Source organism: Pseudomonas sp. S3E17 (genome assembly GCF_024168685.1).
In the GTDB taxonomy this organism is placed as follows: Bacteria; Pseudomonadota; Gammaproteobacteria; order Pseudomonadales; family Pseudomonadaceae; genus Aquipseudomonas; species Aquipseudomonas marginalis.
In genome coordinates, this window is record NZ_JALJWE010000001.1 from 4,251,680 (window position 1) to 4,274,616 (window position 22,937).

Here is a 22,937-nt window from a genome sequence, read left to right on the forward strand (position 1 = left end):
CTATCGGAGGCAAGCCCCCGATGAGGCCCGCACAGGCCCTACATGCCATGGGCCTTCATCAGCCGCTCATAACTGCCATCCGCCTTCATCCTGGCAATCTCGCGGTCAAAACCGGCAACGATCTGCGCATGCTCAGGGTTCTTCAGGCTGACCAGGATATGCAGGCTGTTTTCGCTCAGCGGCGTGGGCAGAAACTCCACCGCATTGCGCACCCGCACCGACTCGCGCGACAGGTAATAGCGCGCCACATACTCATCCTCCACGGTCAACCGCACCCGCTGCGCCGCCAGCATGCGCACCGCCATGGCGAAGTTATGCACCGGCACTTTCTGCAACTGCCCATCCCCATCGAACGCCGCCGAATAGGCATAACCGCGCACCACGGCAATGGGATAGTCATGCAACTGCTCCAGGTTCTGAAACTCGATGGGATCGTCACGGCGCTTGATGAAACGTACGCGATTGAGCAGGTATTCGCCGGAAAACTGCCCCAATTGTGTACGGGCCTCGTCGTACCAGGCGTTGACCAGCACGTCATAGCGCCCGTCGCCCACCCCCATCAGCGCCCGCGCCCAGGGCACTTGTTCGAAGTCACTGGCATAGCCCGCACGGGCCAAGGCCGTGGTGACTATATCGGTGGCCAGGCCACCGTTGATCAAGGTGGCATCGGTAAACGGTGGCCAGGCATCCGCGACCAGGCGCAGACGCTGTGCGAACACAGGTGTCGCCAGCAACAACACTCCAATCAAAGCAACGGCACGAGACAATCGCGGCATGCTCAAAATCCTTGGCGGCGGGCGGTGGCCTTGGCTCAGGCAGGGCCTGAGGTTCTAACATTAGCTCAGATTACACAAAGAAACGGACGTCGAGAGCACTCAATGATGGCAAATTGATTTCATTCACAAAAATAGTCGATTTAGACAGAGTCGTCCGCCGCGCTTACTATCCAGAACAGACATTCAAGTGAGAACACACCATGACAGTCGATTGGGTCTGTAAACATCACACCGACCTGGGCAAGGAGCAGCTCTACGCCATTTTGCGTTTGCGCGGCGAGGTCTTCGTTGTCGAGCAGAAGTGCGTCTACCAGGATATCGACGGGCAAGACCTGGCGGGCGATACCCATCACCTGATGGCGTGGAAAGACGACGAGCTGGTGGCCTACCTGCGCCTGCTGGACCCGGAGTCCCAGGGCGGCGACGTGGTGATCGGCCGCGTGATCGTGGCGCCGGTTGCACGGGGCTCCGGGCTGGGGCACCAGATGATGGAAGAAACCCTCAGGCAGATTGACGAGATCTGGCCTGAGACGCCGATCTTCCTGTCAGCCCAGGCCCATCTGCAGGGGTATTACGGGCGATATGGGTTTGTGGTGGCGGGTGAGGAATACCTGGAGGATGATATTCCACATATCGGGATGCGGCGCGCTTGAGGCCGCCATCGGGAGCAAGTCGAATCGTCGCACCGCCCCTCCCACATTTGAATGTATTCACCGTTCAAACTGTGGGAGGGGGCTTGCTCTCGATAGCGCCGGCCCAGCCACCGCTGAACTCAGGGATAATCCAGAACCCGCTTGATCTGGCTGAGATTCACCTCGATCCACCCCCGATCAATCGCGCCCCAATCGCGAATCCGATAATGCCCGGCATGGTTGCGGGCCCCATCCTCCTGCTCGAACTCACACACAATATCCAGGTCCGCCAGCGCCGCAATCGTGTCCTGCGCAGTGCGCCGGGGCATGCCGGTGACGTCGGTCAGCGCCGGGACGCTGCTGGCCAGCCCACTGTCGATCAGGTACGCCACGTACAGCCGGCGGTAGAAGCTGCTTTTGGTCTTGCTCACATCCATGGTTGGTCGCCTTGTGCGGTCAGGGCTTGCCCTGCAGGTCGCGATACGTGAGGTACACCCGCAGGTCGAATTCCACCTGGTGGTAGCCGGGCATCATGTAGTCGCAGAGTTTGTAGAACGCTTTGTTGTGGTCCGATTCCTTGAAGTGCGCCAGCTCGTGAACCACGATCATGCGCAGGAACTGCGGCGCGGCCTCTTTGAACAGCGAGGCAATGCGGATCTCTTTCTTGGATTTGAGGTTGCCGCCCTGCACCCGTGAAATCGTGGTGTGCAGGCCCAGGGCGCGGTGGGTCAGGTCCAGGCGGTTATCGAACAGCACTTTGTCGATGGCCGGCGCGTTGCGCAGGTGTTCCTGCTTCAAGGCCTGGGCATAGGCGTACAGGGCTTTGTCGCTCTGCACCCCATGGCGATCGGGGTAACGCTGCTCCAGGTAGGCGCCCAACTGGTCCTTGGCGATCAGTTGGCGCACTTGCTCCTGGAGGGCAGCGGGGTAGGCCTGGAGGTATTTCAGCGCGGTCATTGGGGTCTGCAACAGGATTCGGATGGGCGCCAGTGTAGCGAATTCAGTGCGTGCGGGCGCGTGACCAGTCGACCACTTCTTCAGCCATCAAGGGCTGCGCCGCCCACGGCCCCTGGATAAACGGGCAACCCTGGGCCTTGAGCCACTGGGCCTGCTCCTGGGTTTCCACGCCCTCGGCCACCACGACCACCTCAAAATGCCTGCACAGCTCGATAATGCTGCGCGCCATCGCCGCGTCCCGCACCGAGCCCGGTAGCCGCGCAACCAATTGCGGATCAAGCTTGAGCGTATCGAAGGCCAGGTCACGCAAATGCGCCAGGGAACACTGTCCCGAACCGAAGTCATCCAGCGCGATACGCACCCCGATACGGCGCAGCAACTTGAGCTGCTTGGCGCCCTCTTCCAGGTTACTCATCAGGCAGTCCTCGCCGATTTCCACCTCCAACTGGTACCCCTCCAGCCCATAGCGATCCAGCATCTGCTGCAGTTGATTCACCAGGTTGGGCATATTGAACTGGCTGCTGCTCAGGCTCACGCTCAGCACCAATTCATCGTCGAACGCGGCCTGCCACGCCTGGCGCTGGGCGGCGATCTGCTGGTAAATCCATGCGCTCAGTTGGCTGATCAGCCGTGCTTCTTCCAGCAACGGTAAAAACAGCCCCGGCGGCACATCGCCGACGCTGGGGTGCTGCCAGCGCAACAACACCTCAACGCCGCGCAAACGCCCATCCACCAGCGAAACCTGGGGCTGATAGACCAGGGTGAAATCCTTGTTTTGAATCGCTGTACGCACGCTGTCTTCGAGCATCAACCGCGAGCGGGCGCGGCCGTTCATTTCCTGGTCGTAATAGCGATATTGCTGACGGCCGGCGCGCTTGGCTTCATACATGGCGATGTCGGCCGCACGTAGCAAACCACTCAAATCCGCGCCGCAATCCGGGAAGGTAGCAATGCCGATGCTGACGCCGAGCATGACATCCAAACCGTCGACCTGCTGGCACACCGACACTCGTTCGATCAGTTTTTCCGAGATCTTTGCCGCCTGCTCCGGAAACTCCAGCTCCAGCAACGCCGTGAACTCATCGCCGCCCATGCGGCCGATAATGTCGTAGGAACGCAGGCAGCCCTGCAATTGCTCCGAGACCCAGCGCAATACACGGTCGCCGGCATCATGGCCCAGAGAATCGTTGACCCGCTTGAAACCGTCGAGGTCCAGGTACAGCAACACCAGGGACTGCTCTGTCCGCTCACTGCGCGATAAGGTGTTTTCCACCGCCTGGTAAAAACCGCGCCGGTTCAGCAGACCGGTCAGCGGGTCGGTCACGGCCTGGAACTCCAGCTGCTGGTGCAAGTGACGCACTTCGGACATATCCAGCACCGTCACCACCATGGCCTTCTGTTCAGCGGGCAGCGGCGCAGAGGACAACGCCACCGGCACCTGCTGGCCGCGGCCGGTGCGCAGGAGCGCATCATGCAGGCGCCAGGTCTCACCGCGGCGGTAGCCGGCGTACATCTGCGATTCCAGCCAGACGGGCACGTGGGGCTTTTGCAGGAAACTCAGGAACTCCTGGCCTTGCAGCTCCTGGATCGTGGCATTGAGCAGGCGCGAAATCGCCGGGTTGGCGTATTCGATCATGCCCTCTTCACTCACCACCAGGATGCCCTCGGCGGCGTTATCCAACACCGACGCATTGAACGCCCGGGCGGACTCCAGGTCATGGCTCAGGCGCTGCAAGGCCCGGCGGTTGCGCTGGTGCTCCAGCAACGCCTGGACCTTGGGCTTGAGGACGTGCGGGTCGAAGGGCTTGAACAGGTAGTCGATGGCGCCGCTGGCGTAGCCTTCCAGCACGGCGGCGGGGGATTGAGCGTTGGCGCTCAGAAAGATGATCGGGGTCATGCGCGTGCGCTGGCTGCCGCGCATCAAGCGGGCGACTTCGAAACCGTCCATGCCGGGCATCATCACATCCAGCAGCACCAGGTCGACCTCATGCTGCAACAGCAACTCCAGGGCTTCCACGCCGGACGCGGCCGTTACCACCACCCAATCATCACGTTGCAGAAGTGCACGCATGCTGATCAGATTTTCCGGGTAGTCATCGACCACCAGAAGAACCGAACTGCCATCGCCATGAGGTGGAACGCATTCCATGCTAGGTCTCTTCCTTGGGTCTACTCCGGTCACTTCTGAGAGAAAACCCGGACAAACATTGAGGCCTCACTCTAGCCCCGGATCCTGAAAATCAGAAGTGACGTGGATGCCATCATTGCGCCAAAGTTCAGTCAGCCGACTAACGGTCAACCTCTACAGCCCACGGTTCATGGGAAACATGGCTTTTTGGCATTCCCTTGGCGCCAATAAATTGCCAGCAAGTGTTTAACAACTGGCCGACCACCGCCTATAAAGAACCTGTCAGGCCCCCGGGCCAAAGCCTTCACCCCCTGTAAAAGGCCAACGCCATGATCGACCTCTCCACTTGGAACCTGAGCATTCCGGTCGGCTCTCCCCCCGCGACCATCGACACACCCAGGCTGCTCAGCGGCTTCAACGACCAATACTTCCAGGCCGAAGGCAGCAACGTGCAATTCTGGACACCCGTCACCGGCACCCGCACCGAAAACGCCGTGTACCCGCGCAGCGAACTGCGCGAAACCTACGCCGACGGCCGCCTGCGCAACTGGACCTACCCCGAAGCCGACAACTTCCTGCGCGCCACCCTCGCGGTCAACCAGGTGCCCTCCAGCGGCAAGATCGTCATCGGCCAGATCCACGCCTACGACAGCCAGAAACCGCTGATCAAGCTCGAATACCAGTTCAAGGAAAAGACCCAGACCGGCAACATCGTCGCCAAGGTGCGCATGCGCCCGGATGAAGATGAAAGCCGCGTGATCATCGTCGCGTCCAATGTGCCGCTGGAGAAAAGCTTTACCTACGTGATCAACCTCAACAAAGCCGGGCTGCTCAGCGTGTACGCCGCCGACAGCGAATGGAACGAGCGCATTGGTGCGGCGTGGGCCGCCAAGCCGCTGTACTTCAAGGCGGGCGCTTATGTGCAGGACAACAGCGGGGACAGCAAGGAAGGCGCGAAGGTGACGTTTGCGAAGTTGGATATTGATCACGAGTGAACGGATCGGCCTAAATTCGAGCAGGCATTGTCCGATGGCGTCAGAGACTATTCCCACCTCTTGAACAGCCACGAGCCCTGTAGGAGCCGGGCTTGCCCGCGATGGCGGAGTGTCAGCCACTACCTCCCGCGACTGACACTCCGCCATCCCGCTATCAGCTACAAAGGCCCGCTTTATTGCGGGCTTCTCATGCAGTCGGCTGGGTAAGCATAAAAAACCTCACCGATTATAAGCTGTTGACGCTCCATGAAATGAAGGCAGTGAGATAAGCACACCTCAACCCCAAGAAGTCACTTCAACACCTAATCGCGACTACAAAATTTAAATCCGCCATAACTTCAATTCCAAAAAAATATACCCCCCTGTCATTTATAACAGGTTACAAACTCAAACTCCCCACTTAACCTTTAGCAGACAAGCCACTCAACTTCTAACTTTTAGTATCTGGAGTAAGCATCTCATGGCCACCGCACAAAAAACTCCAAACAATAGCTATCTTGGGGTGATCGATATTTCAAATCCCGCCAACCTCACCATTATCAGCTCCGACCTGGACAGGCATGTAATATCCAAAGGTTACTTCTACTACGGCGGAGTTTTTTTCAATGTTACTGGCACTTTCTCCTATGTCGATCCAACCAAGCCCGATAGCGCTGTAACTTTTGACTTATCCATGACCCCAACAATCCCCTCAAATCCCCCTAACGGCCTCGACCCGGCATATCGGGTCATTCTCGTATCGGACAACAGAGATTACACACTATTAAAAGGTCGACTTGAAGTGACTGCCGGCCCCTTTAAAGGATTGACCCGCGTTCTCGATGTTGTCCAAGTTGCCACACCTAATGGCGTTTACCAAGGACCGTTGGCAGGCTATCCTTCAACACTGACAATCATAGAAAGCCACACGAATACCGGCACCATAAACCTGGCGACATTTGAATATGGTGGAAAAACGTATGACACCACCGGGACTTTTGTCTATGCAAATCCAACCAACAATACAGGCTGGGTAACTATAGACCTAACCATGACCCCACAAACCGACAGAGAACCTATATACACAGCGCGACTGTACTCACCCGACAGAAGTTATGCTTCCTTAACCGGCGGCCTAACTATAGTTGTCGGTCCCGGCGCAAGTATCAGCCCTTATGAGATGACGCTTACCAAGAACTAGCCACCTCAAGCAAAACAGTTAATTCAGAGATACTTCAAATACCGACCACAAAAAACCCGCATCACTGCGGGTTCTTTGTGGATGTAATTGCTTAGTTCACCTTAGCGTTCAACTCACCTTTCAGGTAACGCTGGTACATCGCTTCCAACGAGATCGGCTTGATCTTCGAAGCGTTGCCCGCAGTGCCGAAGGCTTCGTAACGAGCGATACACACATCACGCATCGCGGTCACGGTCGCGCCGAAGAACTTGCGCGGGTCGAACTCACTCGGGTTGGTGGCCATCAGGCGACGCATTGCGCCGGTGGACGCCAGGCGCAGGTCGGTGTCGATATTGACCTTGCGCACGCCGTACTTGATGCCTTCGACGATTTCTTCAACCGGCACGCCGTAGGTTTCTTTGATGTCGCCGCCGTACTGGTTGATGATCGCCAGCCATTCCTGCGGGACCGAGGAAGAACCGTGCATCACCAGGTGGGTGTTAGGGATGCGCTTGTGGATTTCCTTGATGCGGTCGATGGCCAGCACGTCGCCGGTCGGCGGCTTGGTGAACTTGTAGGCGCCGTGGCTGGTGCCGATGGCGATGGCCAGGGCGTCGACCTGGGTCTTCTTGACGAAGTCGGCGGCTTCTTCCGGGTCGGTCAGCATCTGGCTGTGATCCAGCACGCCTTCGGCGCCGATGCCGTCTTCTTCACCGGCCATGCCGGTTTCCAGGGAGCCCAGGCAACCCAGTTCACCTTCAACCGAAACGCCGCAGGCGTGGGCCATGGCCACGGTTTGTTGGGTTACGCGTACGTTGTACTCGTAGTCGGTCGGGGTCTTGCCGTCTTCGCCGAGGGAGCCGTCCATCATCACCGAGCTGAAGCCCAGTTGGATGGAACGCTGGCACACGTCAGGGCTGGTGCCGTGGTCCTGGTGCATGCACACCGGGATGTGCGGGAATTCTTCGATCGCGGCGAGGATCAGGTGACGCAGGAACGGGGCACCGGCGTATTTGCGCGCACCGGCCGAAGCCTGGACGATCACTGGGGAGTCGGTCTTGTCAGCGGCTTCCATGATGGCGCGCATCTGCTCAAGGTTGTTGACGTTAAAGGCTGGGACGCCGTAGCCGAACTCGGCTGCGTGGTCCAGCATTTGACGCATGCTGATAAGTGCCATTGTGTTGTCTCTCCCGGTCGAGGGTCGTTAATCGTGCAAGCCTGCCGTAGCGGCGGCTGCTATTCAAGTTATTGCAGGTCAGGCTTTGCATGCCTGGCGTGCTGAATCGTTATTGCTGATGTGGGAGGGAGTTTGCCCCCGATGACAGTGGCTCAGTCAGCACATGGGGGGGCTGACAAACCGCTATCGGGGGCAAGCCCCCTCCCACATTTGGATCTCATCAAATTTGAAATCTTATTGGGCCTTGCAGCCCCGCCCGATCAAATCGTCAGTGGCGACCCAGTAAACCAGGCCTTCCTCACCTTTTGTGTGAAACGCCAGCTGGTCGTTGCTGTACAGCACGCCCGAGGCGGCAACGTCCTGTTTGAGGCGATAAACCTGGTCGGAACCGCCGAGGCGTACATCCACCTCACTGCGGGCCTGGTTGGCGAAGCGCCAGTTGACCTCGGCCTTGCTGTCGCAGGTCCAGGTGGTCCACTGACCTTCCGGCTCTGCCTTGTTGAACATGTTCATGCTGCTGCAACCGGCCAGTAGGGCCAGGGCTGCCAGGGCGAAAACGCCTTTCATTGCCAATCCTCGCAGCGGGGCCAAAGGCCGCCGATGCCGTCGGTTAGTTGATGAGACCCGTCAAGGGCAACCCTGTTCCTGACCGTTGGGCGCGGAGTCGTATTTCTCCAGCCGTTCGTTGCCGATGCGCTTGTTGATCACCGGCATGGTCTCGGCTTGCCAGTCAGCCTGGTAGCAGCTTTTTTTCTGCTCCGTGGCAGGTTTGCCTGCCGCCGGCGCTGCGCTTGGCGTGCTGCCGCAGCCGGCCAACAGGCCCGCAGCGATCAGCATTGCCAACGACTTGATCATGGGAATACTCCTTTTCCGGATCACGAGCCTTAGCCTTTGGCCCGGGTTTCCAGCACTTCAACGGCGGGCAGGACTTTGCCTTCGACGAATTCGAGGAACGCACCGCCACCGGTAGAAATGTAGGAGATCTGGTCGGTAACGCCATATTTATCGATGGCCGCCAGGGTGTCGCCGCCGCCGGCGATGGAGAATGCCGAGCTGTCTGCGATGGCCTTGGCCAGCACTTTGGTGCCGTTGCCGAACTGATCGAACTCGAACACGCCGACCGGACCGTTCCACAGGATGGTCTGGGAGGCTTTCAGCAGTTCTGCAAAATTGGCTGCAGTTTGCGGGCCGATGTCCAGGATCATGTCGTCGGCGGCTACGTCGGCGATGAGCTTGACCGTGGCTTCGGCGGTTTCAGCGAACTCCTTGGCAACCACCACGTCCACCGGCAACGGCACGCTGACCTTGGCGGCAATGGCACGGGCGGTGTCGAGCAGGTCCGGCTCGTAAAGGGACTTGCCCACCGGGTGGCCTGCTGCCGCCAGGAAGGTATTGGCAATGCCGCCGCCAACGATCAACTGGTTGCAGATCTGGCTCAGGCTATTGAGCACGTCCAACTTGGTGGACACCTTGGAGCCGGCAACTATGGCCGCCATCGGTTGGGCCGGAGCGCCCAGGGCCTTGCCCAGTGCCTCCAGTTCAGCCGCCAGCAATGGGCCGGCAGCCGCCACCTTGGCGAACTTGGCCACGCCGTGGGTCGAACCCTCGGCACGGTGGGCGGTGCCGAACGCGTCCATCACGAACACGTCGCACAGGGCGGCGTATTGCTGGGCCAGTTCGTCGCTGTTCTTTTTCTCGCCTTTGTTGAAGCGCACGTTTTCGAACAGCACGATGTCGCCAGGCTTAACGTCGACGCCGCCCAGGTAGTCAGCCACCAACGGCACGTCACGGCCCAGGGCCTTGCTCAGGTAGTCGGCTACCGGCTTGAGGCTGTTTTCGGCGGAGAACTCACCTTCGGTCGGGCGACCCAGGTGGGAGCAGACCATCACGGCCGCGCCTTTTTCCAGGGCCAGCTTGATGGTCGGCAGCGAGGCCAGGATTCGCGCATCGCTGGTGACAACACCGTCCTTGACGGGGACGTTGAGGTCTTCGCGAATCAGTACGCGCTTACCTTGCAGATCGAGGTCGGTCATCTTCAACACGGTCATGGGTGGCAGTTCCTGAATTACTGTTGAGGTTGTTTAGAGGCGATATGCAGATAATGTTCCGCAACATCCAGCATTCGATTGGCAAAGCCCCATTCGTTGTCGAACCAGGCCAGGATGTTCACCAGCCTCGGGCCGGAAACGCGGGTCTGGCTGGCATCGACAATCGCCGAATGCGGGTCATGGTTGAAATCACAACTGGCGTGGGGCAACTCGGTGTAGGCCAGCAAGCCTTTGAGCGGGCCGCGGGTGGCGGCGTCGCGCAGGATCCGGTTGACCTCCGTCGCATCCGTGTCGCTGACGGTTTGCATGGTGATGTCCAGGCAGGACACGTTCACCGTCGGCACCCGTACGGCTTTGGCCTGGATTCGCCCGGCAAGTTCCGGCAGCAGGCGTTCGATGCCGCGCGCCAGACCGGTGGATACCGGAATCACCGACTGGAACGCCGAGCGCGTGCGGCGCAGGTCTTCATGGTGATAGGCGTCGATCACCGGCTGGTCGTTCATCGCCGAGTGGATGGTGGTGATCGACACGTAGTCCAGGCCGATCGCCTGATCCAGCAGGCGCAACAGCGGCACGCTGCAGTTGGTGGTGCAGGAGGCGTTGGACACCAGCAGCTCACTGCCGGTCAGGCAATCCTGGTTGATGCCGTAGACGATGGTGGCGTCGACATCCGCCTCGCTGGCCATCGGCTGGGAAAACAGCACACGCGGTGCGCCGGCGTCGAGGAAACGCTGGCCATCGGCACGGGTGTGATAGGCACCGGAGCATTCCAACACCAGGTCGACGCCCAGCGCCGCCCAGTCGATGCCCTCGGGGGTGGCACTGCGCAACACTTTCACGCAGTCGCCGTTGATATGCAGACAATCGCCTTCGACCCGCACTTCGCCGGGAAAGCGGCCGTGGGTGGAGTCAAAGCGTGTCAGGTATTCGATGCTGGCCATGTCGGCCAGGTCGTTGATCGCGACAATTTCAAACCCGGCTGCCGCCCCTCGCTCGAACAGAGCACGCAAGACGCAACGACCAATGCGGCCGTAGCCGTTGAGTGCAACTTTGTAAGGACGCGGTTGGGGCATGGGGTTCTCGATCAAGGTTAGTTCGGTGTTGAATGTTCTGACGCTATCGCGGGCAAGCCCGCTCCCACATCAGACCGCGATCCAAATGTGGGAGCGGGCTTGCCCGCGATAGCGCCAGTACAGACAACGCAGACTGACTTAGTCTTCCAGCAGCTCTTCAGCCTGACCCAGGATGTTTTCCAGGGTGAAACCGAACTCTTCGAACAACGCTGGCGCCGGCGCCGACTCACCGTAGGTGGTCATGCCGATCACGCGGCCTTCCAGGCCCACGTACTTGTACCAGTAGTCGGCGTGCGCCGCTTCGATGGCGATACGCGCGCTGACCTGCAACGGCAGCACCGATTGCTTGTAGCCGGCGTCCTGGGCTTCGAACACGCTGGTGCACGGCATGGACACAACGCGCACGTTACGGCCTTGGGCAGTCAGCTTGTCGTACGCCTGAACGGTCAGGCCCACTTCGGAACCGGTGGAGATCAAAATCAGCTCCGGCTCGCCGATGCAGTCCTTGAGCACGTAGCCGCCACGGCTGATGTCGGCGATCTGCGCCTCGGTGCGCACCTGGTGTTGCAGGTTCTGACGGGAGAAGATCAGCGCCGAAGGGCCGTCCTTGCGCTCGATCGCGTGCTTCCAGGCCACCGCGGATTCCACCGCGTCGGCTGGGCGCCAGCAATCCAGGTTCGGCGTGGTGCGCAGGCTGGTCAGTTGCTCGACCGGCTGGTGCGTCGGGCCGTCTTCGCCGAGGCCGATGGAGTCGTGGGTGTACACATGGATCACACGCTTCTTCATCAGCGCGGCCATACGGACGGCGTTGCGCGCGTACTCCATGAACATCAGGAAGGTCGCCCCATAAGGCACCAGGCCGCCGTGCAGGGACACGCCGTTCATGATGGCGCTCATGCCGAATTCGCGCACACCGTAGTACATGTAGTTGCCGCTGGCGTCTTCGGCCGAAACACCTTTGCAGCCCTTCCACAGGGTCAGGTTGGAACCGGCCAGGTCGGCCGAACCGCCGAGGAACTCAGGCAGCAGCGGGCCAAAGGCGTTCAGGGTGTTCTGGCTGGCTTTACGGCTGGCGATGGTTTCGCCCTTGGCCGCGACTTCGGCGATGTAGGCCGAGGCTTTTTCCGAGAAATCGGCAGGCAGGTCACCGGCCAGGCGGCGTACCAGCTCATTGGCCAGCTCAGGGAATTCGGCGGAGTAGGCAGCGAAACGCTGGTCCCACTCGGCTTCGGTGGCCAGGCCTTTTTCCTTGGCATCCCATTCGGCGTAGATGTCGGCCGGGATTTCGAACGGGCCGTGGTTCCACTTCAGCGCTTCGCGGGTCAGGGCGATTTCCGCGTCACCCAGTGGGGCGCCGTGGCAGTCTTCTTTACCTTGCTTGTTCGGCGAGCCGAAACCAATGGTGGTCTTGCAGCAGATCAGGGTCGGCTGCGCGCTCTTGCGGGCGGTGTCGATGGCGGTCTTGATCTCTTCCGGATCGTGGCCGTCGACATTGCGGATTACCTGCCAGTTGTAGGCTTCGAAACGCTTGGGGGTGTCGTCGGTGAACCAGCCTTCGACTTCGCCGTCGATGGAGATACCGTTGTCATCGTAGAAGGCGATCAGCTTGCCCAGGCCCAGGGTGCCGGCCAGGGACGCGACTTCGTGGGAAATGCCTTCCATCATGCAGCCATCACCCAGGAACACGTAGGTGTGGTGATCGACGATGTCGTGGCCAGGGCGGTTGAACTGCGCGCCCAGGACTTTTTCAGCCAGCGCGAAGCCCACGGCATTGGCCAGGCCTTGGCCCAGGGGACCGGTGGTGGTCTCGACGCCTGGGGTGTAGCCGAATTCCGGGTGCCCCGGGGTGCGGCTGTGCAACTGGCGGAAGCTCTTGAGGTCATCGATGGTGACGTCGTAGCCGGTCAGGTGCAGCAGCGAGTAGATCAGCATCGAGCCGTGGCCGTTGGACAGCACGAAGCGGTCACGGTCGGCGAACGACGGGTTGCTCGGGTTGTGCTTCAGGTAATCACGCCAAAGTACCTCGGCGATATCCGCCATGCCCATCGGGGCACCGGGATGGCCGCTGTTGGCTTTTTGCACGGCATCCATGCTGAGGGCACGAATGGCGTTGGCACGCTCACGACGGCTGGGCATCGCTGTTCTCCTGAGGATTTTGAAGAGTGAATGATTAAAAGAAACGGAAAAAAGGATCGGCATTTTCCCTCAGCCACCGCCTGCGGGCAATGACAGATAGTCACTTGCAGGTGTTTTTCCTGTGCTTTGGGCGGCAATCGCTTGCAGAAACCTTTAACCGCTTCGTCCAAAGGTTATAGCGGCGGCTTATAACCGCCACTTATCGATCAATATCAAAACTTTTTGATATTGACCTTGCGGGGATACTCACCCGTCACTAGACTGCTGGCCTTATGAACCTACCCGTGCCCACCCTGCGTCCTGACGACGGCGAAGAGCTGGCAGCCTTGTGCAAGGCCGCTGGCGACCCATTGCGTCTGAACGTATTGCGCGCACTGACCAACGACTCATTCGGCGTACTGGAACTGGCACAGATCTTCGCCATCGGCCAGTCGGGCATGAGCCACCATCTGAAGGTGCTGGCCCAGGCCGACCTGGTCGCCACCCGTCGCGAAGGCAATGCGATTTTCTACCGCCGCGCCCTGCCCCATACCGACCTGCTCGGCGGCAAGTTGCACGCTGCCTTGCTTGAAGAAGTGGACAGCCTGAGCCTGCCCCATGACGTGCAGTCACGCATCGGCCAGGTCCACGGGCAACGTGCTGCCGCGAGCCAGGACTTTTTCGCACGAGTTGCCGAGAAATTTCGCGCCCAGCAGGACTTGATCGCAGGTCTGGCCCAATACCGCGACAGCGTACTGGCGCTACTGGATAAGCTGAGCTTCAGTGAAGAAGCGACGGCGCTGGAAGTCGGGCCTGGAGATGGCGGCTTCCTGCCGGAACTGGCACGCCGCTTTCGGCAGGTCACTGCGCTGGACAACAGCCCGGCGATGCTCGAACTGGCACGCCAGCTCTGTGAGCGCGAGGCATTGGGCAATGTCAGCCTGCAGTTGGCTGACGCCCTGAGCAGCACAACGATCAAGGCCGATTGCGTGGTGCTGAACATGGTCTTGCACCATTTCGCCGCCCCCGCCGACGCTTTAAAGCAAATGGCCGGGTTGCTGCACCCCGGCGGTAGCCTGTTGGTTACGGATTTATGCAGCCACAACCAGAATTGGGCCAGGGAGGCCTGCGGTGATCTCTGGTTGGGTTTTGAACAGGACGATCTGGCCCGTTGGGCCACCGCTGCGGGACTCGTTCCCGGGGAAAGCCTCTATGTAGGTTTACGTAATGGTTTCCAGATCCAGGTCCGCCACTTTCAGCGACCGACTGGCGACACTCACCATCGGTAAATATCAGGAAAACATCGAGATGAGCGAATACTCCCTTTTCACCTCCGAGTCCGTGTCTGAAGGGCATCCGGACAAAATCGCCGACCAGATTTCTGATGCGGTGCTGGACGCCATCATCGCTGAAGACAAGTTCGCCCGTGTGGCGTGCGAGACCCTGGTGAAAACCGGTGTAGCGATCATCGCCGGCGAAGTGACCACTACCGCCTGGGTTGACCTGGAGCAGATCGTTCGTGACGTGATCACCAACATCGGCTACAACAGCTCCGACGTCGGTTTCGACGGCGCGACCTGTGGCGTGATGAACATCATCGGCAAGCAGTCGCCCGACATCAACCAGGGCGTCGACCGTGCCAAGCCGGAAGACCAGGGCGCCGGCGACCAGGGCCTGATGTTCGGCTACGCCAGCAACGAAACCGAGGTGCTGATGCCGGCACCGATCACCTTCTCGCACCAGCTCGTGCAGCGTCAGGCTGAAGCGCGTAAATCCGGCGTGCTGCCTTGGCTGCGCCCGGACGCCAAGTCCCAGGTGACCTGCCGCTACGAAGGCGGCAAGGTGGTCGGCATTGACGCCGTCGTACTGTCGACCCAGCACAACCCGGACGTTTCCTACGCTGACCTGCGCGAAGGCGTGATGGAGCTGATCGTCAAGCACGTGCTGCCGGCCGAACTGCTGAGCAAGGACACCCAGTTCCACATCAACCCGACCGGCCAGTTCATCATTGGCGGCCCGGTCGGTGACTGCGGCCTGACCGGTCGCAAGATCATCGTCGACAGCTACGGCGGCATGGCCCGTCACGGCGGTGGCGCGTTTTCCGGCAAAGACCCATCCAAGGTTGACCGCTCGGCCGCCTACGCCGGTCGTTACGTGGCCAAGAACATCGTTGCTGCCGGCCTCGCCGAGCGTTGCGAGATTCAGGTGTCCTACGCCATCGGCGTGGCCCAACCTACGTCGATCTCGCTAAATACCTTCGGTACCGGCAAGATCAGCGATGACAAGATCATCAAGCTGGTGCGCGAGATCTTCGACCTGCGCCCGTACGCGATCACCACCATGCTCGACCTGCTGCACCCGATGTACCAGGAAACCGCAGCCTACGGCCACTTCGGTCGTACCCCTGCGCAGAAGACCGTCGGCGACGACACCTTCACCACCTTCACCTGGGAAAAAACCGACCGCGCCAACGACCTGCGCACTGCCGCCGGCCTGTAATCGCCCACGGTACATAAAGCCTCGCCGGGTTTGCCCGGCGGGGCTTTTTATTGCCTGCGGGACCGCCTTCACATTTTTTGGATCCAAAGCTTGCAGGCACAATAATGGCCCTCTAGAATCCGCGCCCTCTCGGGCCTTCACCTTATTTGGATATTGCCCTGCGCCAGCCCGGGACTCATAAGTGCGCAGGCAATCGAACATTGAGGTTTTTCATGCGCATCTCCACGCTCGCCCCTGCCGCCCTTCTGCTCAGCCTGTTCGCCCTGCCGGCCCACGCCGCCGACCTGAGCGCATTGAGTGGCGCCCTGGGCTCCCAGCTGGGTGTCGGCAATTCCGGCGACTGCCAAAAGCAATCCGCAGACCTGCAAACCAAGATCGATGCGGCCGAAGCCAGCAAAGACAGCTTGAAAGTGAAGGCCTTCAAAGCGGCGCAAGACCAGATCAACAAAGGTTGTGACAAACTCGCCCAAGCCCAGGCCAAAGCCGACGCCAAGCAGGAAGCCAAGGCTGATAAGCCTGATGCCGTGAAAGCGCTGGGCGGCCTGTTCAAGTAAGCCGAAACACCCGGTAAAAAGCCCCGCAGCGTCGGGGCTTTTTTGTGGGTGAAGGGATCATTTAGGCTGGGCGCCCCTTCCGAGCAAGGATGCTCATGATGCGTTTACTGATTGTTCTGCTACTCAGCGCTCTACCCTTTTCGGCCTGGGCTGAAAACTGCCCCGATGAGGCCCGTGCCCAGGTCGACACCCTGGCCGAACAAATCCGCCTGTGGGACGACAGTTACCACCGCCTCGGCCAATCCCCCGTCAGTGATGAACTCTACGATCAGGCCCGCCAGCGTCTGGCCCACTGGCGCCAGTGCATGCCCACCCCCACGGCGCCTGATAACCCGCTGGCCAGTTCACGGGGCACCTTGCCTCACCCGATCGCCCATACCGGCCTCGAAAAGCGCCTGGATGAGCAAGCCGTGGGCGCCTGGCTGGGCACGCGCCGGGATGTATGGATCCAACCCAAGGTGGACGGCGTTGCGGTGACCCTGGTGTACCGCCAGGGTCGCTTGAAACAGCTGATCAGCCGTGGCGATGGCAAGCTGGGCCAGGACTGGTCGACCTCCGCGCGCAAGATCCCCGGCATTGTCCAGCAACTGCCGGAACCCATTGACCTGGTGCTGCAAGGCGAACTTTATTGGCGCCTCGACGAGCATGTGCAATCGACAACCGGTGGGCTCAACGCGCGCAGCAGGGTGGCCGGGCTGATGAATCGCCGACAGCTGAGCGACACCGACGCTGCCGGTATCGGCCTGTTTATCTGGGCCTGGCCCGAAGGCCCTGCGGCGTTTCCCGAGCGCCTGGCCACCCTGGCACGCTGGGGATTCACCGACAGCCAGCGCTATAGCCAGCCCGTCCAGGACATCATCGAAGCAGCACATTGGCGCACCTATTGGTACAACCACCCCCTGCCCTTTGCCAGTGACGGCGTGGTGCTGCACCAGGCGCAGCGCGCACCCGCTGAACGCTGGCAGCCCAGTGCGCCTTACTGGGCTGTCGCCTGGAAGTACCCCGCCTCCCAGGCCCTGGCCCTGGTACGCCAGGTGCAGTTCAAGATCGGCCGCACCGGACGCATCACCCCGATTCTGGAACTGGAGCCGGTGCGCCTGGACGACCGCCTGATCAGCCGGGTCAGCGCCGGCTCGTTGAAGCGCTGGCAGGCCCTGGATATTCGCCCGGGCGACCAGGTGTCCGTCAGCCTGGCGGGCCAAGTGATCCCTCGACTGGACCAGGTGATCCTGCGCAATACCACCAGGGTCGAACTGCCAGTGCCCGACCCTCGGGACTTTCACGCCTTGAGTTGCTGGCAGCTGGAGCCCGGCTGCGAAGAACAGCTCCTCGCACGCCTTACCTGGCTGAGCGGCAACCAGGGCCTGGCATTACCGCACATAGGCCGCGAGACGTGGAACATATTGATCCAGGCCGGTCTAATCGCAGGCTTTCTCGATTGGTTAACCCTGGATACGGCAGAGCTTGCTAACATTGATGGCTTTGGTGAGCGCAGCCGCGCACGACTGCTCGAAGGCCTCCACAGCGCTCGGCAACGCCCCTTCGCACAATGGCTCAAGGCCTTGGGTGTGCCGCCTGCGGCACGTAACAACCTGGAAGGTGACTGGCAGACGCTGGTCGCCAGAGACACCCAGGCCTGGCTGGCCATCGATGGCATCGGCCCGGGCCGCGCGGCGCAACTGAGCGCTTTTTTTCGCGACCCACACGTACAGACATTGGCTGAAACATTACGCGTGGCCGGAATAGACGGGTTTTGAACCCGTCCCAGCCACCTTTGAATCACAGCAGAATTCACCCTGCTATTTGCACACCTGGAGCTCCACATGAAATTCCTCGCCCCTTTTGCCCTGCTGACCGTCGCAAGCTTCATGGCCACGCCACTGCTGGCCGCCGAAGAAGCCACCCCACTCACCGGCTGTGCCGCCAAACGCCAGGCCATCAGCACCCAGCTCGAACAGGCCAAGGCCCACGGCAACAGCGACCAGCAAGCCGGCCTGGAAAAAGCCCTGAGCGAAGTCACCGCCAACTGCACGGATGCCGCCTTGAGGAAGGAGCGCGAAAACAAGGTACTCGACGCCAAGCACGAGGTCAGCCGCCGTCAGGCCGACCTCGACAAGGCGATGAAAAAAGGCGACGCGGACAAGATCAACAAGCGTAAGGACAAACTCGCCGAGTCACGCAAGGAACTGCAGGACGCCGTGGAAGAACTCGACCAGTAAAACCGGTCAGTGGTCGCGAAATTGTTTATGGCAGGCACTGCAGGCATCTTCGACTTTCTGTACGGCAGGCGTAAGGTTGCTGGCCTTGTAGGGCTGCACCTGGCTGGCGATCACCAGCTCACCGGTGGCCGCTTCCAGGTCGCGTGCCAGTTGCTGGAACTGCGCCTGTTTTTGCCACACGTCGTCCTTGGCGCTGGTGTGATCCTCTTCGCGTACGCTCGGAAAATGTTTCCACGGTTCATGGGACAGCGCATCGAGCTTGACCGCGCCTTCGGCGAATTTCGCGCCATCGAAGGCAATGCGCCCGCGCAGCATGCCGCCCAGGTCTTCAGAGGTCTTGAGCATCTGCTTGAAGATCGCCTTGCGCTGGCCCAGGGGCGAATTCGGATCGACGCCGCCGCAGGCGGACAGTGTCAGGCAGGCCAACAGCACAAGCGTCATTTTTTTAAAAGTCATGGCGGCTCAGGGTCACGGGAAACGGCGGCCAGTATCCTCGCCCTGCTCGTAAAGACCAATAGCCCTATTAATAATAAGGGTTGTCCACAGGCGCTGCGGCGCGGGCAATCGCTTCAGGAACTGTTTGTATGAATCTCACACTGAAACACTGGAGCCGCCGGCTGGCATGGGCTCTGCCGATGTTTGCGCTGCTGGCAGGCTGCGACGCGGGCAAAGACGCCGGCAAAGATGAAACAATTAAACCCCACGCCGTGGCCACCTACGTGAATGCCCCTTGGGAGGCCTTGCCGAGCGTGTCCGACGCCGACCTACTGGCCGGTTTTGAATCCTGGCGCAGCGCCTGCCAGCGCCTCAAGGCAGACCCGGTATGGGGCGCGACCTGTGCCGCAGCAGCCAGCGTGCCCGGCAATGCCGTGGCGGTGCGCGGTTTTCTCAAGGAGCGCCTGGATGTGTTCGGCCTGCGTTCGGCTGACAACACCCCCAACGGCTTGATCACCGGCTACTACGAACCGGTCTACCCCGGCAGCCTGACCAAGACCGCCGCCGCTCACGTACCCGTGTATGGCGTACCGGATGACCTGATCATCGTCAATCTGGAAAGCATCTACCCGGAGCTCAAGGGCAAGCGCCTGCGCGGCCGCCTCGAAGGCCGCGTACTCAAGCCCTATGACGATGCCAGCGCCATCAACGGCCAAGGCTCCACCGCCAAGCCAATTGCCTGGCTGACCAATCCAATGGACCTGCAATTCCTGCAGATCCAGGGCTCGGGGCGCATTCAACTCAAGGACGGACGCCAACTGCGCGTCGGTTACGGCGACCAGAACGGCTACCCGTATCGCCCTATCGGCCGTTGGCTGGTGGAGCAAGGCGAGCTGAAGAAAGAAGACGTGACCATGGGTGCCATCAGCGCTTGGGCCAAGGCGCACCCGGAGCGCATCCCGGAACTGCTGGCCAGCAACCCCAGCTACGTATTCTTCAGCGCTCGCCCCGACAGTAATGAAGGCCCGCGCGGTTCGCTGAATGTGCCGTTGACCGCTGGCTACAGCGTAGCAGTGGATCGCAAGGTAATTCCGTTGGGCAGCCTGTTGTGGCTGTCGACTACCAAGCCCGACGGCTCGCCATTGGCACGCCCGGTCGCCGCGCAGGACACCGGCGGTGCAATCACCGGAGAAGTGCGCGCGGATTTGTTCTGGGGCACGGGTGATGCTGCCGGAGAGCTGGCGGGAAATATGAAGCAGCAAGGACAGATCTGGATGCTGTGGCCCAAGGGCGCGGCGTTGCCGCAGGTGCCGGATGCACCCACCGGAACCTGACACTCGCGAAAAACGTCAACGATAATGCAGCACTTTCTGGCAGCCCGCGTCGTCTGTTCGTTCTTCGCGAGCAAGCTCGCTCCTACAGAAACCGGTTCAGATCGACACGAAGAAGAAGCTCGCAATCAATGCCATGCCCACCGCCCACACCAGTGAGCGCAATATCGCCCAGTCGGCCAGGTAGCAAATGATGTACAGCAGGCGGCTGGTGATAAACAGCACAGCCAGCACATTGATGGTCACCAGTTCGGCCGTGCCGGCCAGGTGGGCGATAATCACCGCGGCGGCAAAGGCGGGGGTGACTTCAAAGCTGTTGAGCTGCGCACTGTGGGCGCGCTTGGCAAACCCTTCAAGGGTATCCAGGAAAGCACGCGGGTCGTGGTTCTGCCGCGGCCCGAACTTGCCGCCACTGAACTTGGCCACGCCCGTGCACAGGTAAGGCAGGAAAATCGCGATCAACACACACCAGAAAGCAGCCGTCATCACTCAGTCCTTTTGTCGTTTTATGCAGCGATTAGAGTTCTAGCACTAAAAACCCAATGTCGCACCTAACCGCTATGAGCCGCGCGACACCGAAAGGTTCTACCGCACTTTCACCCAAGACCTTGCAACCTCATGCCGCCACTGCGGTCCATCCCCCATCAACAACCCACCCCCACCTTCCAAGGACCCCGGATGCTTGAACTTGTCGCCGCCTTTATTTGCCTCACAACCCTGCTCACCTATGTGAACTTCCGCTTTATCGGCCTGCCGCCCACCATCGGCGTGATGGTCACGGCCCTGCTGTTCTCCCTGATCCTGCAAGGCCTGAGCGTGCTCGGCTACCCAGGCCTGGAGGAACGCATCCAGCAACTGATCGGCCAGATCGACTTCGGCGACCTGCTGATGAACTGGATGTTGTCGTTCCTGCTGTTCGCCGGCGCCTTGCACGTCAACTTGAACGACCTGCGCAGCTACCGCTGGCCCATCGGCCTGCTGGCCACCTTCGGCGTATTGATCGCCACTGTGGTGATCGGCAGCCTGGCGTATTACATCTTCGCCCTGTTTGGCTGGCACGTGAGCTTCCTTTACTGCCTGTTGTTCGGAGCACTGATCTCGCCCACCGACCCCATTGCGGTACTGGGCGTGCTGCGAACCGCCAATGCGTCGAAACCGCTGAAGACCACGATTGTGGGTGAAAGCCTGTTCAACGACGGCACGGCGGTGGTGGTGTTTACCGTATTGCTGGGCATCGCGCAGCTGGGCGAGACGCCAACCGTGGGCGCCACGGCCATGCTGTTCGCCCATGAGGCAGTGGGTGGCGTGGTCTTCGGCGGGCTGATCGGCTACCTGGTGTACCTGATGATCAAGAGCATCGAACAGCACCAGATCGAAGTGATGCTGACCCTCGCCCTGGTCATCGGCGGCTCGGCGATGGCCACCGAACTGCACGTCTCCGCACCGATCGCGATGGTGGTGGCCGGGCTGATCATCGGCAACCTGGGACGCAAGCTGGCGATGAACGACATGACCCGGCGCTACCTGGACGGCTTCTGGGAATTGCTGGACGACATGCTCAACGCGCTGCTGTTTGCGCTGATCGGCATGGAGCTGCTGCTGTTGCCGTTCAACTGGCTGCACGTGTTCGCAGCCAGTTTGCTGGCGGTGGCGATCCTGCTGTCGCGCCTGCTGACCGTAGCCCCGGCGATCCTGTTGCTGCGGCGCTGGCGCACGGTGCCACGCGGCACCATCCGTATCCTGACCTGGGGCGGCCTGCGCGGCGGGGTTTCGGTGGCACTGGCGCTGGCCCTGCCACTGGGCCCGGAGCGCGATCTGCTGCTGAGCATCACCTACATCGTGGTGTTGTCGTCGATCCTGTTGCAGGGGCTGAGCATCGGCAAGCTGGTCAAGCGCGTGACCCAGGGCGAACCCCAGGCCACACCTGACGTTCACTGATCCTTGTTGATCCGCTGCGGATGCCTCGGGTCCGCAGCGTGCTTGCCCGGCAAGCTACTCTCGCTGCGAATCTGCGCATGGCTGATCAACGCAAAGATAAAGCTGCCACCGATGATATTGCCGGCCAGGGTTGGGCCGGCAAACACCAGCCAGAAATCCTTCCAGGGCAACTCACCGGCAAACACCAGGTATGAGACTTCCGCCGACCCCACCACGATATGGGTGAAATCCCCCAGGGCCATCAGGTAGGTGATCAGAATGATGATCCACATCTTGGCGCTTTCCATCGAAGGGATCATCCACACCATGGTGGCGATCATCCAGCCGGAGACGATGCCCTTGGCGAACATCTGGCCGGCGTCGTTTTCCATGATCTTGCGCCCGATTTCCAGGAAGGCCATGTCGGTCTTGGTGTCGAAGATCGGCAGGTGCAGCATCACATAGGCCACCAACAGCGTGCCGCACAGGTTGCCCACCAGTACCACGCTCCAGAGCCTGATCAGCCGCCCAGCATTGGCCAGTGTAGGTTTGCTCATCACCGGCAACACGGCGGTCAGGGTGTTTTCGGTGAACAGTTGCTGGCGCGCCAGGATCACCGCCAGGAAGCCTGCGCAGTAGCCGAAGCTGGCGATCACCTTGAACGCTTCGCCGTCCGGCAGGCGTGAATTGAGCAGCCCCATGGCCATCAGCGACAGGCCCATGGTCAAGCCTGCGGCCAGGGCCGACCACCACAAGGCGGCGACACTGCGCTCCAACTCCTGGTCGCCCTGGGTACGGATGATTTCGTGGAGCACCGCAGCACGGGGTGGCTGGTTCTTGTCCACGTCCTGTTGCTCTTCCTGCGACAGGTTGGGGGTCTTGCCGTCTTCGTTGGTGGCCATGATGTTCCAGAGTCCGAGGG

General features: G+C 60.7%; 23 protein-coding genes. 10 read left to right on the top strand and 13 right to left on the bottom strand.

Going from position 1 to position 22,937, the window contains the following annotated elements:
• Positions 1–38: 38 nt before the first annotated feature.
• A complete protein-coding gene (locus J3D60_RS19145; protein ID WP_065938165.1) occupies positions 39–776 on the bottom strand; it encodes an ABC transporter substrate-binding protein in 738 nt (245 codons plus the stop codon).
• 200 nt (positions 777–976) lie between these two features.
• Between J3D60_RS19145 and J3D60_RS19150 the strand changes: the two genes are divergently transcribed.
• Positions 977–1,429 (top strand): GNAT family N-acetyltransferase, encoded by a 453-nt coding sequence (locus J3D60_RS19150; protein WP_253492428.1) that lies wholly within the window; start codon positions 977–979, stop codon positions 1,427–1,429.
• 119 nt (positions 1,430–1,548) lie between these two features.
• Here the strand turns inward: J3D60_RS19150 and J3D60_RS19155 are convergent, their stop codons facing one another.
• The 3 genes from J3D60_RS19155 to J3D60_RS19165 are packed head-to-tail and all read right to left on the bottom strand — an operon-like array spanning position 1,549 to position 4,514.
• Entirely contained in the window at positions 1,549–1,845 is a 297-nt protein-coding gene (locus J3D60_RS19155; RefSeq protein ID WP_053128093.1) for a helix-turn-helix domain-containing protein, read from the bottom strand.
• Positions 1,846–1,864: 19 nt separating this feature from the next.
• Positions 1,865–2,365, bottom strand: a complete 501-nt coding sequence (locus tag J3D60_RS19160) for a M48 family metallopeptidase (protein ID WP_027606033.1) — start codon at positions 2,363–2,365, stop codon at positions 1,865–1,867.
• A gap of 43 nt (positions 2,366–2,408) precedes the next feature.
• Positions 2,409–4,514 (bottom strand): bifunctional diguanylate cyclase/phosphodiesterase, encoded by a 2,106-nt coding sequence (locus J3D60_RS19165; RefSeq protein ID WP_065938163.1) that lies wholly within the window; start codon positions 4,512–4,514, stop codon positions 2,409–2,411.
• 308 nt (positions 4,515–4,822) lie between these two features.
• On the opposite strand from J3D60_RS19165, the gene J3D60_RS19170 reads away from it, so the two are divergent.
• The gene (locus tag J3D60_RS19170) at positions 4,823–5,488 is read left to right on the top strand and encodes a polysaccharide lyase family 7 protein (protein ID WP_065925486.1); all 666 of its coding nucleotides are present in this window, start codon (positions 4,823–4,825) and stop codon (positions 5,486–5,488) included.
• Positions 5,489–5,948: 460 nt separating this feature from the next.
• A complete protein-coding gene (locus J3D60_RS19175; protein WP_147296002.1) occupies positions 5,949–6,668 on the top strand; it encodes a hypothetical protein in 720 nt (239 codons plus the stop codon).
• A 91-nt stretch (positions 6,669–6,759) separates the two neighbouring features.
• Here the strand turns inward: J3D60_RS19175 and fba are convergent, their stop codons facing one another.
• From fba to tkt, 6 genes are all read right to left on the bottom strand, one after another.
• On the bottom strand, positions 6,760–7,824 hold the full coding sequence (gene fba / locus J3D60_RS19180; protein WP_003177554.1) for a class II fructose-bisphosphate aldolase: 1,065 nt from the start codon (positions 7,822–7,824) through the stop codon (positions 6,760–6,762).
• Between the two features lie 234 nt (positions 7,825–8,058).
• Positions 8,059–8,391 carry an MliC family protein gene (locus J3D60_RS19185; RefSeq protein ID WP_253492431.1) on the bottom strand — a complete coding sequence of 111 codons (333 nt, stop codon included), beginning with the start codon at positions 8,389–8,391 and terminating at the stop codon, positions 8,059–8,061.
• Positions 8,392–8,451: 60 nt separating this feature from the next.
• Complete coding sequence (locus tag J3D60_RS19190; RefSeq protein WP_253492434.1) at positions 8,452–8,679, bottom strand: hypothetical protein; 228 nt, start codon at positions 8,677–8,679, stop codon at positions 8,452–8,454.
• A gap of 29 nt (positions 8,680–8,708) precedes the next feature.
• Positions 8,709–9,872: a phosphoglycerate kinase gene (locus J3D60_RS19195; protein WP_253492436.1), complete on the bottom strand. Its 1,164-nt coding sequence runs from the start codon at positions 9,870–9,872 to the stop codon at positions 8,709–8,711.
• Positions 9,873–9,889: 17 nt separating this feature from the next.
• Complete coding sequence (epd, locus tag J3D60_RS19200) at positions 9,890–10,945, bottom strand: erythrose-4-phosphate dehydrogenase (protein ID WP_065938159.1); 1,056 nt, start codon at positions 10,943–10,945, stop codon at positions 9,890–9,892.
• Between the two features lie 138 nt (positions 10,946–11,083).
• Positions 11,084–13,081, bottom strand: a complete 1,998-nt coding sequence (gene tkt / locus J3D60_RS19205) for a transketolase (RefSeq protein ID WP_065938158.1) — start codon at positions 13,079–13,081, stop codon at positions 11,084–11,086.
• 272 nt (positions 13,082–13,353) lie between these two features.
• Between tkt and J3D60_RS19210 the strand changes: the two genes are divergently transcribed.
• From J3D60_RS19210 to J3D60_RS19230, 5 genes are all read left to right on the top strand, one after another.
• Positions 13,354–14,349, top strand: a complete 996-nt coding sequence (locus tag J3D60_RS19210; RefSeq protein ID WP_065938157.1) for a metalloregulator ArsR/SmtB family transcription factor — start codon at positions 13,354–13,356, stop codon at positions 14,347–14,349.
• 19 nt (positions 14,350–14,368) lie between these two features.
• A complete protein-coding gene (metK, locus tag J3D60_RS19215) occupies positions 14,369–15,559 on the top strand; it encodes a methionine adenosyltransferase (protein ID WP_253492439.1) in 1,191 nt (396 codons plus the stop codon).
• Positions 15,560–15,771: 212 nt separating this feature from the next.
• Positions 15,772–16,113 (top strand): hypothetical protein, encoded by a 342-nt coding sequence (locus tag J3D60_RS19220; RefSeq protein WP_065938155.1) that lies wholly within the window; start codon positions 15,772–15,774, stop codon positions 16,111–16,113.
• A 95-nt stretch (positions 16,114–16,208) separates the two neighbouring features.
• On the top strand, positions 16,209–17,870 hold the full coding sequence (ligB, locus tag J3D60_RS19225) for an NAD-dependent DNA ligase LigB (protein ID WP_065938154.1): 1,662 nt from the start codon (positions 16,209–16,211) through the stop codon (positions 17,868–17,870).
• A gap of 66 nt (positions 17,871–17,936) precedes the next feature.
• On the top strand, positions 17,937–18,332 hold the full coding sequence (locus J3D60_RS19230; RefSeq protein WP_027606045.1) for a DUF1090 domain-containing protein: 396 nt from the start codon (positions 17,937–17,939) through the stop codon (positions 18,330–18,332).
• Between the two features lie 6 nt (positions 18,333–18,338).
• Here J3D60_RS19230 and J3D60_RS19235 read toward each other — a convergent pair whose 3' ends face one another.
• Positions 18,339–18,788 (bottom strand): cytochrome c, encoded by a 450-nt coding sequence (locus J3D60_RS19235; RefSeq protein WP_253492441.1) that lies wholly within the window; start codon positions 18,786–18,788, stop codon positions 18,339–18,341.
• A 128-nt stretch (positions 18,789–18,916) separates the two neighbouring features.
• Here J3D60_RS19235 and J3D60_RS19240 point away from each other — a divergent pair, with 128 nt between their 5' ends.
• Positions 18,917–20,101 carry a murein transglycosylase A gene (locus J3D60_RS19240; RefSeq protein ID WP_065938152.1) on the top strand — a complete coding sequence of 395 codons (1,185 nt, stop codon included), beginning with the start codon at positions 18,917–18,919 and terminating at the stop codon, positions 20,099–20,101.
• Between the two features lie 96 nt (positions 20,102–20,197).
• Here the strand turns inward: J3D60_RS19240 and J3D60_RS19245 are convergent, their stop codons facing one another.
• Positions 20,198–20,584, bottom strand: a complete 387-nt coding sequence (locus J3D60_RS19245; protein ID WP_065938151.1) for an MAPEG family protein — start codon at positions 20,582–20,584, stop codon at positions 20,198–20,200.
• Positions 20,585–20,776: 192 nt separating this feature from the next.
• On the opposite strand from J3D60_RS19245, the gene J3D60_RS19250 reads away from it, so the two are divergent.
• Entirely contained in the window at positions 20,777–22,036 is a 1,260-nt protein-coding gene (locus J3D60_RS19250) for a sodium:proton antiporter (protein ID WP_253492443.1), read from the top strand.
• Here the strand turns inward: J3D60_RS19250 and J3D60_RS19255 are convergent.
• Entirely contained in the window at positions 22,030–22,917 is an 888-nt protein-coding gene (locus tag J3D60_RS19255; RefSeq protein WP_065938149.1) for a formate/nitrite transporter family protein, read from the bottom strand. The two genes, J3D60_RS19250 and J3D60_RS19255, sit on opposite strands and share 7 nt — an antisense overlap.
• Positions 22,918–22,937 lie beyond the last annotated feature (20 nt).